This window comes from Bifidobacterium cebidarum (assembly GCF_009193305.1).
Taxonomy (GTDB): Bacteria; Actinomycetota; Actinomycetes; order Actinomycetales; family Bifidobacteriaceae; genus Bifidobacterium; species Bifidobacterium cebidarum.
In genome coordinates this window covers 1-14,614 of the sequence record NZ_WBVS01000011.1, presented here as the reverse complement: position 1 = coordinate 14,614, position 14,614 = coordinate 1, and the positions used below count along the sequence as shown (strand labels likewise).

Annotated in this window: 14 protein-coding genes and 1 pseudogene; 10 read left to right on the top strand and 5 right to left on the bottom strand. The window is 56.8% G+C overall.

Annotation, left to right across the window (positions count from 1 at the left end; genetic code table 11):
- Window positions 1–57 precede the first annotated feature (57 nt).
- Together F7D08_RS08800 and F7D08_RS08795 are read right to left on the bottom strand one after the other, a co-directional pair.
- Entirely contained in the window at window positions 58–1,305 is a 1,248-nt protein-coding gene (locus F7D08_RS08800) for a pyridoxal phosphate-dependent aminotransferase (RefSeq protein WP_152210266.1), read from the bottom strand.
- Window positions 1,306–1,308: 3 nt separating this feature from the next.
- Window positions 1,309–2,409: an Ldh family oxidoreductase gene (locus F7D08_RS08795; protein ID WP_152210265.1), complete on the bottom strand. Its 1,101-nt coding sequence runs from the start codon at window positions 2,407–2,409 to the stop codon at window positions 1,309–1,311.
- Between the two features lie 367 nt (window positions 2,410–2,776).
- Between F7D08_RS08795 and F7D08_RS08790 the strand changes: the two genes are divergently transcribed.
- The 6 genes from F7D08_RS08790 (at window position 2,777) to F7D08_RS08765 (ending at window position 7,853) form a co-directional block, all read left to right on the top strand.
- Window positions 2,777–3,538 carry an amino acid ABC transporter ATP-binding protein gene (locus F7D08_RS08790; protein ID WP_152210264.1) on the top strand — a complete coding sequence of 254 codons (762 nt, stop codon included), beginning with the start codon at window positions 2,777–2,779 and terminating at the stop codon, window positions 3,536–3,538.
- A gap of 71 nt (window positions 3,539–3,609) precedes the next feature.
- A complete protein-coding gene (locus F7D08_RS08785; RefSeq protein ID WP_152210263.1) occupies window positions 3,610–4,440 on the top strand; it encodes a transporter substrate-binding domain-containing protein in 831 nt (276 codons plus the stop codon).
- Between the two features lie 106 nt (window positions 4,441–4,546).
- Window positions 4,547–5,209, top strand: coding sequence for an amino acid ABC transporter permease (locus F7D08_RS08780; RefSeq protein WP_152210262.1), 663 nt, complete (start codon window positions 4,547–4,549; stop codon window positions 5,207–5,209).
- Window positions 5,210–5,273: 64 nt separating this feature from the next.
- Window positions 5,274–5,522: a mycoredoxin gene (locus F7D08_RS08775; RefSeq protein WP_152210261.1), complete on the top strand. Its 249-nt coding sequence runs from the start codon at window positions 5,274–5,276 to the stop codon at window positions 5,520–5,522.
- A gap of 100 nt (window positions 5,523–5,622) precedes the next feature.
- A complete protein-coding gene (locus F7D08_RS08770; protein WP_193316277.1) occupies window positions 5,623–6,807 on the top strand; it encodes an amidohydrolase in 1,185 nt (394 codons plus the stop codon).
- Between the two features lie 158 nt (window positions 6,808–6,965).
- On the top strand, window positions 6,966–7,853 hold the full coding sequence (locus F7D08_RS08765) for an SPFH domain-containing protein (protein ID WP_404979670.1): 888 nt from the start codon (window positions 6,966–6,968) through the stop codon (window positions 7,851–7,853).
- Window positions 7,854–8,115: 262 nt separating this feature from the next.
- On the opposite strand, the gene F7D08_RS08760 is transcribed toward F7D08_RS08765, so the two are convergent.
- Both F7D08_RS08760 and murI read right to left on the bottom strand, forming a co-directional pair.
- Window positions 8,116–8,964 carry a patatin family protein gene (locus F7D08_RS08760; protein WP_193316276.1) on the bottom strand — a complete coding sequence of 283 codons (849 nt, stop codon included), beginning with the start codon at window positions 8,962–8,964 and terminating at the stop codon, window positions 8,116–8,118.
- Window positions 8,965–9,055: 91 nt separating this feature from the next.
- Window positions 9,056–9,850, bottom strand: coding sequence for a glutamate racemase (gene murI / locus F7D08_RS08755; RefSeq protein ID WP_152210258.1), 795 nt, complete (start codon window positions 9,848–9,850; stop codon window positions 9,056–9,058).
- 51 nt (window positions 9,851–9,901) lie between these two features.
- On the opposite strand from murI, the gene dapF reads away from it, so the two are divergent.
- A complete protein-coding gene (gene dapF, locus F7D08_RS08750) occupies window positions 9,902–10,795 on the top strand; it encodes a diaminopimelate epimerase (RefSeq protein WP_152210257.1) in 894 nt (297 codons plus the stop codon).
- Window positions 10,796–10,882: 87 nt separating this feature from the next.
- Here dapF and F7D08_RS08745 read toward each other — a convergent pair whose 3' ends face one another.
- Window positions 10,883–11,578, bottom strand: a complete 696-nt coding sequence (locus F7D08_RS08745; RefSeq protein ID WP_152210256.1) for a vitamin K epoxide reductase family protein — start codon at window positions 11,576–11,578, stop codon at window positions 10,883–10,885.
- Between the two features lie 202 nt (window positions 11,579–11,780).
- Between F7D08_RS08745 and F7D08_RS08740 the strand changes: the two genes are divergently transcribed.
- From F7D08_RS08740 to F7D08_RS08730, 3 genes and pseudogenes are all read left to right on the top strand, one after another.
- A complete protein-coding gene (locus F7D08_RS08740) occupies window positions 11,781–12,674 on the top strand; it encodes a PHP domain-containing protein (RefSeq protein WP_152210255.1) in 894 nt (297 codons plus the stop codon).
- A 155-nt stretch (window positions 12,675–12,829) separates the two neighbouring features.
- Window positions 12,830–14,182 carry an ABC transporter substrate-binding protein gene (locus tag F7D08_RS08735; RefSeq protein ID WP_152210254.1) on the top strand — a complete coding sequence of 451 codons (1,353 nt, stop codon included), beginning with the start codon at window positions 12,830–12,832 and terminating at the stop codon, window positions 14,180–14,182.
- Between the two features lie 218 nt (window positions 14,183–14,400).
- Window positions 14,401–14,614: pseudogene (locus F7D08_RS08730) on the top strand (carbohydrate ABC transporter permease); the annotation flags it as partial.

The following is a 14,614-nucleotide window of genomic DNA, read 5'->3' as shown; positions in this document are numbered from 1 at the left end:
TGGGGTCTTTCTTTGCTATCAGGGTATGGGTTGAACTGACGGGATTGGTTGAACGGGCTAGCCGGCGCGGTGACCGGATGCAATGAACTCGCGGATTCGATGCACGGCTTCATGCAACGTATCGAGGCTTGCCGCGTAACTGAATCGCACATAGCGGGAGGATCCGGGGGCAAATGCCTCGCCGGGGATGCCTGCCACGCGCGCCTGCTGCGCAAGTAGCCGCGCATAGTCATATCCAGTACCGGAAAACTCGGCAGGCACATTGACATACACGTAGAACGCTCCGGACGGGCGCGCCATCGAAAAACCAAGCTCTCGAAGCGCGTTCACCAGATAATCGCGACGCTCGCGGTATTGCCCCACCATAAGGCCGATGGACTCGTCCCCATGCTCGTAGGCGACCTGAGCTGCATCCATCGTGAACGTCGCCGCCGTGGAGACATGGATTTGATGGACCTTGCCTATCTGCAGGGCCAGCGCATGCGGGGCGGCAAGAAAACCAAGACGCCAGCCCGTCATCGCATAGCTTTTCGATGTGCTATCCACCACGATGGTGCGATCAGGCGCAAACTGCGCAATGGAAGGAGCCGGGCGCACATCATAGCTGATTTCCGCATATACCTCGTCACTCAATACCGTGACGTCATACCGTTGCACAACCTGAGCCAGCGCCTGCAATTGATCGGCGGTGAAGGTGACGCCGGTCGGATTGTTCGGAGAATTAAGCACCAATACCGTATTACGCCCCTGCGTTGATTGCAGTGCGCGTTCCAAAGCGCTTGGAGTGAGCACGAAATCGGTGTCTGTGGTGTCGATCGGGATGCTGGTGGCTCCAGTAAGCTTCGCCATGCTGGCATACAGGCCGAATGCGGGAGTCGGATACACCAAGACCGCATCCGGATCCAGCAGTGCCGTCAATGCGCTGCTTAGCGCCTCGCTCGCGCCTTCGGTGACGATGATGTCTTCTGCCGAATAATTGAGATGGCGGCGGCGGTGCAGATAGTCGGCGATGGTCTGCCGCAGACCGGGCGTGCCGGCATTCGGCGAATAATGCGTGCGATGCCGGGCAAGACTGGCCACAGCCGCATCGGTAATGAACTGAGGGGTGTCGAAATCGGGTTCGCCAAGTGTGAGCTTGAGAATACCGGGAATGGAGGAGGCCTCACGGTCGAACGCACGAATCACCGAGGCCGTGAGATTGCCCAGTTGCGGAATGACGGCTTGGGGTGGATCGAAATGCTGATTCACCGGATTGGGGTCGCGATGACGTGCCGGAGCATCGCGTTGTACAGATTGCTGATTCATGGGTTACTGTGCGGGACCTTCGTATTGATTGCTATGCCATGTTTGTGGAACACTGACGTTTGCGCGCTCGCCGATGGTGATGAGTTGGCGGAACGTCGCGGCATCAACGGGTATGGAATCCTCATTGTTTTGTGCTGCTTCTCGCTCCTTGTCGCCGGCCACCAGCACGGGATGTCCGTCGACTGAGGGCAGGGCGCGTAGTCGGGCGGATAATTCGGCGACGCGCTCGCCAATCAACTGGGCCCCGCCGAACGCCTCCAAGTCGATTGCGGCGAAGCAATGACAGATATGCTGCCCTTTCATATCCCAGGACAGCACGCCTCCGGAGAGTATGCCAGTGAGGATTTCCACAATCATGTTGAGCCCATAGCCTTTATAGCCGGCGTTCATCTCGCCGGATCCGCCGAGTGGAGTCAGGCCGCCAATACGTGGCGAGGCACTGATTTTGCCCATCATGCGGGCACTGTCATGCTCGGCGGCACCATGCTCATCCACCGCCCAATCACCGGCGATGGGTTCGCCGAGTTTCACCAGCACTTCGATTTTGCCTAACGACACCGTGCTGGTTGCCGCATCATAGACGAATTGATCGTCTCCTTGCCCCACGGCGAAGGCGATGGGATTGCTGCCCAATGCCGGCAGACCGGCGTGAGTGGGCGCGGTCAACGGATTGCTGTTGGTCATGGCGACGCCGATCAATCCCTGATTGGCGGCCATACGCGCCCAATAGCCGGCGGTGCCGAAATGATTGGAATCACGCACCGAGACGACGCCGATGCCATGTTCCTGGGCCTTGGTGATGGCCAGTTTCATCGCGTCGCGGGAGATCAGCTGTCCCATGCCGCTATGCCCATCCAACACGGCGCATGCTTTGATATCGCTTACTACGCTGACCTGTGCGGCTGGGTCGATCATGCCGTGGCGCAGTTTGTGATCATACATGGCCATGCGTTGCATGCCATGGGAGGCGATGCCCCGCCGGTCGGCGTCGATCAGCGTCTCGGCAATGAAGCCGGCATCCGGCGCGCTAAAGCCACGGCGCTCGAAAACAGCAGAAAGAAAGCCCTGCAATGCTTCGATGCCGACGCGGACATACTGCGACATGCTATGACTCCCCAAACCGACGAATACGATCGATTACGTTGGCGGGTGCGAGCCGATGGCTCTCTCCCATACCGATTTTGAACCTAGCACGGCAATGGCGGGAAGCGTAGGGCGTGGCAATCGGGAAAACCGATAACAGGTTACAAGTCGATTGTCTACCAGTGCGGGCGGTGCATGGCTGTCAACGGGTATCGCTGTGAGCTGATGGAATCATGGCTGGGATACGATATTGCCATTGTGATCTCCAATAGCTGCCTATAGGTAATGCATATAGCCACGCCGTAGCGTGGAAAAATCGGCATGGCTATAGTAAGGCGAATATGCGGGATCAACTATGCCTTGCGGATGTATGTATGAGAGGAAGCCAATGATTCGGATCAGGGGAGTGAGCAAAAGCTTTGCGGGCACGAAGGTGCTTGACGGGCTTGACCTTGACATCCCGCGCAAAAGCGTGGTCACCGTCATTGGCCCCTCTGGCTCGGGCAAATCCACGCTGCTGCGCATTCTCGATTTTCTTGAGCATGCGGATGCCGGCACGGTTGATTTCGGCGATGGACCGGTGGATCTGACCACCACGAAGTCGGCGGAAATCCGGAAAGTTCGTTCGAAAATAGGATTCGTGTTCCAGAATTACAATCTGTTTTTGAACAAAACCGCATTGCAGAATGTGACTGAGCCGCTGATCTATTCCAAAGGAATCAAACCGGAGGAAGCCCGCAAGATCGCAGCCGAGCAGCTCGATCGCGTGGGTTTGGCTGATTTTCATGATCGGTATCCAAGCACATTGTCCGGTGGCCAGCAACAGCGTGTGGGCATTGCCCGCGCCGTGGCGTTGAACCCGGAACTGCTGGTGCTGGATGAACCTACTTCGGCATTGGATCCGGAGATGGTCAACGGCGTGCTGGAAGTCATCAAACAGCTCGGCGAAGAAGGCATGACCATGCTGATGGTCACCCATGAGATGCGGTTCGCCTATGAGGCATCGGATCAAGTGGTATTCATCGAAGGCGGTCATGTGATTGAACAGGGTAATCCCAAGCAGATCTTCGAACATCCGAAAGAGCAGCGAACCGCGGAATTCCTTTCATCCACCAACAATGTGCTGATGATTCCAGCGGCTCAAGCCTGATGTGCAAAGGGTATAAAACCCATACGTATGCAGTTGTGCACACTATGACAATTATGAGAGAGGATTTTGTCATGTCTAAGAATCATGTAATCCGCAAGGCCGTCGCCTTGCTGTCCGGCGTTGCCGTGCTGTTCTCTTTGGCTGCCTGCGGTTCTTCCTCCGCTGGTTCCAGCTCTGATGCTGCTTCCTCCAGCGCGCTGGAGCAGGTCAAGAAGGCCGGCAAGATCGTGTTCGCAACTGAAGGCACCTATGCGCCGTTCAGCTACCATGATTCCAAGACCAACGAGCTGACCGGTTACGATGTTGAAGTGGCCACCGCCATCGCCAAGGAAGTCGGCGTCAAGGCCGAGTTCGCCGAAGGCAGCTTCGATTCCCTGCTCGCCGGCGTGGATGCCAAGAAGTACGATACGGTCGCCGACCAGATCTCCGCCACCGATGAGCGCAAGGCCAAGTACGACTTCTCCGATCCATACACCTACTCCTACGGCGTGGTCATCACCACCAAGGAGAACCCGAAGGGCGTGAAGTCCTTCGACGACGTCAAGGGCCTCAATGCCGCCGAAACCGGCACCTCCAACTGGAACAAGACCGCCCAGGAGAAGGGCGCCACCATCGTGCAGGTCAACGACTTCGGGCAGGCCGTCGACGCACTGACCACCGGCCGTGCCGACGTGACCCTGAACGACGGTCTTGCCGCCCTCGACTACCTGAAGCAGAAGCCGGACGCGGACATCAAGATCGCAGCCAAGTCCGAGAAGACCCCGGCCGCCTACCTGCCATTCCGCAAGGGCAGCGACGATCTGGTCAAGGAAGTCAACAAGGCCATCGCCAAGCTGCAGAAGGATGGCACGCTGACCAAGATCTCCGAGAAGTACTTCGGCGAGGACTTCTCCCAGAAGTGATCGCTCAGGGCCGATAGCCTGAGATCTATCGGCCGCAATCATATATGACTCCCCTCATCGCGAGGGGAGTCGCCGTTGTCTCAGGCCCACAACAAAGGAAGACCCAATGGATGCACGAGTATGGGGAATCGTTGTAGATTCCTTTACCAAACTGCTGATTCCCGGTATTACCGTGACCATCCCGCTGACGTTGATTTCCTTCGCCATCGGTTTGGTGCTGGCGATCGTCGTGGCACTGGTCCGCGTGGCCAAAGTGCCCGTCGCCTCGCAGATCGCATGGTTCTATGTATGGGTGTTCCGCGGCACGCCGCTGCTGGTGCAGCTGTTCGTCATCTTCTTCGGCCTGCCGTCGGTGGGCATCACCATCCCGGCCTTGCCCTCCGCGGTGATTGCATTCTCGCTCAATGTGGGCGCCTACGCTTCCGAAACGCTGCGTGGTGCGATCCTAGCCGTGCCGAAAGGCCAGCTGGAGGCCGGTCTTGCCGCGAACATGCCGTATGTGACGATTATGCGCCGCATCATTCTGCCGCAATCGTTCCGTTCGGCGTTCCCCGCACTGTTCAATTCGTTCATCGCATTGGTCAAGGACACGTCCCTGGCCGCCAACATCACCGTGGTCGAGATGTTCATGTCCGCCCAGCGTGTTGTGGCCATCTACTATGAGCCGTTGGCGCTGTACATCGAAGTCGGCCTGATCTACCTGCTCTTCTGCACGGTGCTTGGATGGCTGCAGGACTACTGCGAGAAGAAACTCAACGAACACTTCTGATACGTTCGATATGGCGTTCAACGTATCAATCAACGACCATCACAGGAGTTAAGGAGAAACCGGTATGGCTATTGATGTTTATGGTGCAAGCTGGTGCGGCGATTGTCACCGCGCCAAAGCCGCTCTGAACGAGTACGGTGCGTCGTTCACCTGGCATGACATCGAGACCGAGGAAGGTGCCGCGGATAAGGCCGTGGCCATTAGCGGCCAGAAGCATATCCCGGTCGTCGTGTACTCCGATGGAGCATTCCAGGTGGAGCCTTCCGCGCTTGACATCAAGCACAAGCTCGAAGAACTCGGCGAACTCAAGTAGTTCGCGGATGTAATTCATCAGTAGCGTGTGATGGGCTCCCCTATGGGGAGCCTTTTGCATAATCGATTACCGACATATGGTCGAAGAAGGGGAGTGCATCATGGCCGATACCGCATTGCAGCAGGAACTGGAAACCTATTACACCTGGTTTCACCAGCATCCGGAACCGAGCTATCAGGAACACGAAACCACGAAGCGCATTGCCGAAATCCTTGAGGAGCACGGCATCACCATCCTTGCATCCGGGCTGACCACCGGCTTGATCGCGAGTATTACCGGCGAAGCAGCGGACCATGAAGGTGCCGGGCATATCGTGGCGATACGAGGGGATATCGACGCACTGCCGATTCACGAAGCGACAGGATTGCCTTATGCATCCGTAAATCCGGGATATCTGCACGGTTGCGGACACGATTACAACCTGACGGTGGCATTGGGCGCGGCGTTGCTGCTGCACGAGCGCCGCCATGATTTCTCCGGGGAAGTCAAGGTCATATTCCAGCCGGCCGAGGAGGTAGCCGCCACCAAGGAGACGCCTACCGGTGCGGTAACGGTACTCAATACCGGTGCGCTGGATGATGTTGAGGCGTTCTTCGGCACCCATGACACCAATGCCGGTGAGCCGGGTACCGCATTCATTTCCGCCGGACCAGACAGTGGTGCCGTGGATAAATTCCGCATCACCGTGCATGGTCGCGGCACGCATGCGGCTCGCCCGAATGGCGGGGCCAATCCGATCCGCGTGGCCGCCGCTTTGATTGACGGCATTCAATCGATTAGCGGGCAGGATGTGGACCCGGTGCATCCGCGCGTAGTGACCGTGACGAATATCGAAGCGGGCAACACCTGGAATGTGGTGCCGGACACCGCGTTCCTGCAGGGCACGGCACGCACCGCATATCCAGAGGATCGCACAATCATCCATGATCGAATCGAAGCTTTGGTGCAGGGCGTATGCGCGGCCTATGGCGTAAGCGGTGATTTCGCATGGGAATATGGTTCGCCGTCGGTGGTGAACGATGCGAGCTGGGCGCGATTGGCGGCGGATACCGCTGCAGCGATCGGATTTGATGTTCAGCCTTCCGTTCCTTCGCTCGGTGGCGAGGATTTCTCATATTATCTGCAGAAAGCGCCTGGTGCGTTCATTCATCTTGGTGTGGGCAATGGCGACCGCCCGATGCATGGACCTACGTTTTTCGCCAACACCGATGCCATCGCCGATGGGGCGGATCTGTTGGCCACGCTGGCTCAGCACGCGTTGGCGCGCCTATCGGAACGCGCATGAAACAACTGCAACGCGGCAAGACTTTGATTGCGGGTCCTTCGATTCCAATCCCCACACTGGTAGCATGGAAGCTGTTGGGTCACGGCACAACGATATGCCGTGCTTAGCCCTTGGAAAGGGGGGCTTCAATGACCATTGCAGCCATGTTGGGAGGAACCATGCTGTTGCTGCTGATTGTGTTGATCATTATTATTCTGCTGCTGTTCGCCGCGATTTTCGTGGTTCCGCAGCAGCAGGCGTACATCATCGAACGATTCGGCAAGTTCTTGAAGGTGCAATTTGCGGGCATTCATATGCGTATCCCGTTCGTTGATCGCATCGCCATGAAGACCAATATGCGCGTGAACCAATTGAACGTGCAGTTGGAGACCAAGACGTTGGATAACGTGTTCGTCACCGTGGTGGCATCCACGCAGTTCCGTGTGAACCCGAACGATGTGGCCACTGCCTACTACGAGTTGCGCGACCCGGCCGGCCAGCTGAGGAGTTACATGGAGGATGCCCTCCGTTCCGCCATCCCGGCCCTGAGCCTTGATGACGCATTCGCCCGCAAGGACGATGTGGCCTCCGATGTGCAGAAGACCGTGGGCAACGAGATGAGCCGCTTCGGTTTCACCGTAGTCAAGACCCTGATCACCGCCATCGATCCGAGCCCGCAGGTCAAGAACGCGATGGATTCCATCAACGCCGCCCAGCGTGAGAAGGAGGCCACCCGCCAGCGTGCCGAAGCCCAGCGTATCCAGATTGAGACCCAGGCAGCCGCAGAAGCCGAGAAGACCCGCTTGCAGGGTGAAGGTCAGGCCAACTACCGTCGTGAAATCGCCAACGGTATCGTCGACCAGATCAAGAGCTTGCAAGCCGTGGGCATGAACATCAACGACGTGAACAATGTGGTGCTGTTCAACCAGTATCTCGATGTGATGCGTTCGCTGTCCGAATCCAGCAACGCCAAGACCGTCGTGCTGCCGGCATCCACGCCGGGAGGGTATCAAGATCTCTACGAGCAGGTCACCAAGGCCATGCTCACTGCATCCGAAACCAAGTAGGCGTTTCATCAGGTCATCGTTTCGGCCTGATTATCCTTTTCATGCGCCTTACTGTCATACTGTCTGTAAGGCGCATGCATTGTCCCCATTGACTGTAGGTTTTTGAACACTGACTGTAGGATATTTGACACTGACTGTAGGTTTTTGAACGTAATTCGTTCGATTTCCTACAGTCAGTGTTCAAAAACCTACAGTCAATGTTGGATATCCTACAGTCGCAGTCGGGGTGAGCGGCTTGAATACATGGAGGCGAAGGGATTTTCTATTTGCCGAGAAACTCCGGAATGGCTTCAGCAGCCGCGTATCCCTTGCGATACATCATCTCCAGGCCTTCGAAGTTCTTCTTCAGAGTATTGAGACCGTAGAGATCTTCAGGGGCGAGAATCAGCACCTTGCCCTCTTCCTCATACCGCTTGGCGAGTTCGATTTCGCCGTTATAGGTCTTATAGCGCTCGCGTAGACGTTCTGCGGCAGCTGGATATGAGCGTTCAAGAATGCGGGCCGGCGGAAGATCCTTGCGCTGCTGGCGCACCTCATCGCGCAGTCGGGACAGAATAAGAATCACACGTTCGTATCCATCGTCCAAAGCCTTCTGTACCGGTACCGGGTCGGCAATGCCGCCATCGAAATACGGCACACCATCCACCACATACGGTTCACAGGCAACCGGCACAGCCGATGAGGCTTTAACGACATCGAAATCATCAAAACGAATACGCGACTTATCGAAATACTTCGCCGAACCATCCTCGGCATTGCAAGCCACCACGGTGAAGCCGGTGGAATTGGTCTCGAATGCCTCGAAATCAACCGGATATTCGCCGTCGTGATTGCTCAATGTGCCGTAGATGTAATCCAGATTGGCGAAATTATGGTTCTTGAAGAAGCTTTCCGCGCTGGCGTATTCCTTGCGGAACGCGTACTTGGTGTAGAACGTATGGTTGCGGCCGTGCTGACGGGCAATGAATGAGGTCATATTGGCCGCACCGGCCGAAACGCCGTAGCACATATCCACATCGATGCCGTCTTCAAGCATGCGATCCATTACGCCGCAGCCGAAAATCGCGCGGAATCCGCCGCCTACATCGATCATTGCAGTTTTGTATGCCATGGATTACCCCTTCTTAGCCAATAGTCTGTTGCCGAGCTTACGCGCGTTCGCTGGACAACGGAATAGACAGTATTCACCCCATCGTGGGGTTCTAACGGTTCAGTAGCTCGCGGGAGAGCGCGGCAATACGCTCCGATGGATCGGAATTGGCAAGTTCCACGCTGCCAGCCGAACCTTCTGGCGCTAATTTGCCCAAGGACTCCAATACCACGCCCAGATGCCGTACAGTACCTTCATTGCCGTCGATAATGGCCGCACGTTCCGGTAGCAGTTCACGGAAGTAATCGCGGTAGAACACGAAGTGCGTGCACCCCAGCACCACTGAATCAATGCGGTTCAAGTCGTATTGATCGAAATACCTGTGCAGTGTGTCCATCACCAGATCATGATCGCCCAGTCTGCCGGATTCCACGATTTCCACCAAATCAGGGCATGGCTCCTTGTAAATCTCATTATCTGAGTCGAAGCGCTCCATGAGTTTCGCGAATTTCTGCTCGCGCAAGGTCAAGGGGGTGGCGGCGACGATGACCCGTTGCGGAATATGATGCGGATCGGAAGGCACGTCCCCGCGGTCGCATGCCACTTTCAGCGCCGGCTCCATGCCGATGATTGGGATATCGTACTGTTCGCGTAGATCGTTCACGGCAGCGGAAGTGGCGGTATTGCAGGCAATCACCACTGCTTTGACGCCTTGCTTCATGAAACGTTCCACGATGGCGAAGCTCAGTGCTTTGACCTGCTCCGGCGTTTTCGTGCCATAGGGCGCGTTGGCGGAATCGCCGAAATACAACACATGCTCAGCCGGCATATCCTTGGCGATCTGCCGGGCTACGGAAATGCCGCCAAGACCAGAATCGAACACGCCGATGGGCGCTGTTGAGCTCATGCCTGATTCCTCCCTGTTGTTGTGTCGATTACTAGAGTACTCTTACAAGGCATGAGCCTTCCGAAACAAGTAACCAAAGCACATGGCACCGGCAATGATTTCGTGGTGTATCTCGACCGTTCGGGCAAGTATGAGCCCACGGCGGATGAAGTGCGGTTTTTGTGCGACCGTCATTTCGGCATTGGCGCCGATGGGCTGATTCGTCTGACCCGTCCTGATTTCGTCTCCGATTTGAACGACGATCAGATTGCGGCCATGCTTGCCGGCGGTGCACGCTGGTTTATGGATTACCGCAATGCGGATGGTTCCTTGGCTGAGATGTGCGGCAACGGCACTCGCGCCATTACCTTGTTCGCGCAGCGCGAAGGCGTGGCGGATTCCACTGAGCCGTTCCGCTTGGGCACACGCGCCGGTGTGAAGATCTTGACCCCGCGCGGCAATATGAAGCCGTATGGCGCCGACGTGTTCCAAGTGGAGATGGGCGCATGGAAAATCGGCGAACTTGATGCCTATGAGGTGACGATACCCGGCACTGAGGGGTCCGCTCGCGGCACGTTCGTTGACATGGGCAATCCGCATGTGGTGGCGGTGATTGAGGATGCGTTCGCATCATTGCCGGTGGTCGAGGATCTTGATCTGGTGACCAAGCCGGTGGTGGCGCCGAAGATCGAATCCGACCAGAACGTGGAATTCGTGCGCGTAGACGATATCGATGAGGCTGCCGGTTCAGGAGAGGCCACGATGCGTGTAAATGAACGCGGTTGTGGAGAGACGCTGTCGTGCGGTACCGGCCTCTGCGCCACTGGTATCGTGCTTCGCGCCAAGACCGGCATCGATCATTGGGATATCACCGTGCGCGGCGGCACCTTGCGCGTGGATGTGACCGATAAGGATGTGAAGCTCACCGGTGCCGCCACCTTGGTGGCCGATATCACGCTGCTGTAGCGGCAAAGCATTGGCTCCCCTCTATGAGGAGGGGAGCCAATGCTTTGCATCGATAATCATCGAATGCGTATCGAATATATGCTGTGATTATGCCGCAAATAATGCGGCGCCTTCAGTCACGAAAATCAGAGCCACAATGGCCACGATCCACAGCACGTCAATCATCAGGTCGAAGTTGAGTCGATAGTACTTGTTGAGTCCTGACGGTACTTCGCCGCTGTTCTTGCGGCTGCCCGGCAGTGCCTGTACCGCTACGGTGGCATGGCTCAACGCCATGAACTGAATCGTGGTGGAGAACATCAGCGTCAAGCACCACGGGCACAGTGCATGAATCACGAACAAAGACTGCGTGCTCAGCCAATACGAGTAAGCGAGGGCAGCCAAGCCTCCGAACCAGGTGCATGCGGCGAACCAGCGCGGCACACGCACGCGAGCCAAACCAATCACCGCAATGGTCACGAATACGGATTCCGCGGCGATACCGAAGAATGCATTCGGGTAGCTCAGCCCACCGAACTTCACGATTTCCGCCTGCCAGGATTGCGCCACGGTGGTACAGGAGATCACGGAGTTCACATCGCAACCGAGCTGGGCATCGGGATGACGGGCCAGCTGCAAGGTCTCTGCAGACAGAATGAACGATGTGCCAAGTGCCACCACTGAGGCAATCAGCATGATGAGATATGTCCACGTGGCACTATGGCGCCAGCCCGTGAGTGGCGTCGTCGCGGTGATGATTCCGGCCTCATTGATATCGTGTTCGTTTTCGGTGTTGCGAGCCATGAACTCCCCTTACATTCGACTGTGCTCTACCATAGCCGCGCCCCTCGCCGGATTATCGGTATGCATTGCCGATGAATATTGACATAGCGGCCAGGCGGTCAACACTTGGGAATTGTACGGCATGATGTTGTGCTCCTAGAGGAACGTATCAACGCTGAAGTCTTGTTGTGATTGGCGCGGACGCGTCATACATGAGGTTACGATGGAACGTATGACTGGATATGAGATGCCTGTGGCCCCACCGCAAATCGGGTGGGATATTCACTGCCACACCGTGTTTTCCGATGGCACGGAAACGCCTGCCGTGCTCGCTGAGCAGTGCAAGGTGCGGGGGCTGAAGGGTGTCGCCATTTCCGATCATGACACCACGGCCGGTTGGTCGGATGCCGAGGTAGGGGCTCGTGAAGTGGGATTGCCGTTGCTGCGTGGCACGGAGATTACCGCCACGGATCAAGGCGTTTCCGTGCACATGCTTGGGTTCCAGTATGATCCCGAAAGCCCTCATATCGTCGACTTATTCGCCTCGACCCGAGCTGCTCGATTGCGGCGTACGCAGCGGATGGTCGAATTGATGTCCCGGGATTATCCGATTTCCTGGGAGTCGGTTCTGGCTCAAGTCAAAGAGGGTGGGAAGACCACGATTGGACGGCCTCATATCGCCGATGCGTTGGTGAGCGCCGGCGTGTACCGGAACCGGTCCGAAGCGTTCTCCGATGCGGTCAATTCCTCGTCCAAGTATTATATTCCAACTCCTTCGCCTACCACGCATGAGGTGGTGGCTGCCGTCAAGGAGGCCGGAGGCGTGATTCTGGTGGCGCATGCCGCGGATTTGAGCCGCAATCGCCGGTTGCTGTCCGATGAACAGATCGCCGCGCTGGCAAATGAGGGGCTGGACGGTTTGGAAGTTTGGCATCGCGGCAATCCGCCGGAGCAACGCAAACGGCTGCTGGGGCTGTGTCGTCGATTCCGCCTGCTGGTGACGGGAGGATCGGACTGGCATGGCAAGGGAAAGCCGAACTTGTTAGGCGAGAACTTGACTGACGAAGCCACGGTTGCCGAGATCGTGCGTCGTGGCGTGCTGCCGCTATACCGATAGTCCCATCAATGGATTGATTCTGTTTGCCTAATACTAGGCAAATCGTTGCGTGTCGTGCAGTTTGACATTTTGGTACACAGGTGTATCATCATAGGTATTGGTACACAGTTGTACCAAAGAAACATCCCGAACAATGGGGTAGGAGGAGAATCATCATGCGCAACTCTCAGAAGGTCATCGCGGCAACCGCGGCCGTAGCTACGCTCGTCGGTCTTGCGGCTTGCGGCAATAGCAGCGGCGATGCCAGCGCCAACAAAGGTGACGCCGACAAGGCCGAACTGGTGTTCTGGGGCTGGGATTCCGGTAATTCGATGAAAGACATCATCGCCAAGTTCGAAAAGGCCAACCCTGGCATCACTGTGAAGTTCAACAACACCGGTACTGCCGAGAAGACCTCCACTGCGCTTTCCAACGCCATCGCCGCAGGCAACGGCGCTCCGGATGTGGTGATGCTCGAAGACCCGACCGTCACCCAGTTCGCCGTCACCGATGGCCTCGTGGACCTGAGTGAATTCGGTGCCGACAAGCTCGCTGATGATTTCGCAGCCGGTCCATGGAACAAGCTTCAGTACAACAACAAGCCGTACGCACTGCCGATTGATTCCGGTCCGGAAATGTTCTTCTACAACAAGGCCGTGTTCGATAAGGCTGGCGTTGACGGCGAATCCATCAAGACCTGGGATGACTACTACGAGGCAGCCAAGAAGATTCGCGCCACCGGCTCCTACATCACCAACCTGGCCGGTACGTCCGGCGACTACCAGCCGTTCACCGCGCAGATCTGGCAGGCTGGAGCCCAGCCTTGGAAGGTTGATGGCGAGAAGATCACCATCAACATGACCAAGGACGAAGGCATGCAGCGCTACATCAAGTTCGTCCAGAAGCTCATCGACGAAGACCTCGTGGACACCAAGACCCCGAACTGGTCCGATGATTGGAACCGCGAGCTCAACGACGGCACCATCGCATCCCTGACCATTGGCGCTTGGATGCCGATCAACCTGATGACCGGTGCTCCCGACCAGGCCGGCAACTGGCGCGTCGCCCAGCTGCCGCAGTGGGAGGAAGGTAAGGAAGTTTCCGCTGAAGACGGTGGTTCCGCGCTTGCCGTGGTCAAGCTGTCCAAGAACCAGGCCGCGGCCTACAAGTTCATCGAATACATGACCCACGGTGATGGTGCACAGACCATGGCCGACACTGGTACCTTCCCGTCCCTGAAGAAGATCCTCACCTCTGACTCCTTCACCGATCCGACCACTGAAGCCAACAAGAAGACCAACGACTACTTCGGCGGCCAGAACGTTAACGAAGTGCTCTCCGAGGCGGCACAACGCCCGACTGAGAAGTTCCAGTACCTGCCGTACAACCCGTTCGCCCAGTCCGCTTACGGTGACGAGGTCTCCAAGGCCTACACGGGCGAAATCACTCTGGAACAGGCGCTCGAGAACTACGGCAAGAAGCTGGCCGAGCAGGGCGAGCAGCAGGGCTACACCGTCACCATCAAGTAATCCATAACCCGAGGCCACGTCGTTTACTCCTTCGGGCGAGGCCGATTATCCCAAGGCGGGGATGCTCCCCAAAGTATCCCCGCCTTTGTCATGTCTTGTTCCATGCCCGTAATTGTTTGAAGCTTTCCCGATACCGAATATGTGATGACCGGGATTGAAGGCAGCGGCCTTCCATAAGGCATGGATTCCGTTGAATCAGCAAGAAATCATTATTCATCATGTCAGTACACACAACAACTGCGTCTGCGCAGAACGTGGGCATTCTGCCCGAATGGGCGGGGCGGCATACGCCCGAAGCCCGAATCAACAAGCATAAGGCGGATTGGCGTGGGTGGAAGTTCATGTGGCCTTTTGCGGTGGTGTTCGTGTTCGTGTTCATCATTCCGATCGTGTATGCGGTCTATATCAGTTTCTTTAAGAAGCAGATGATTG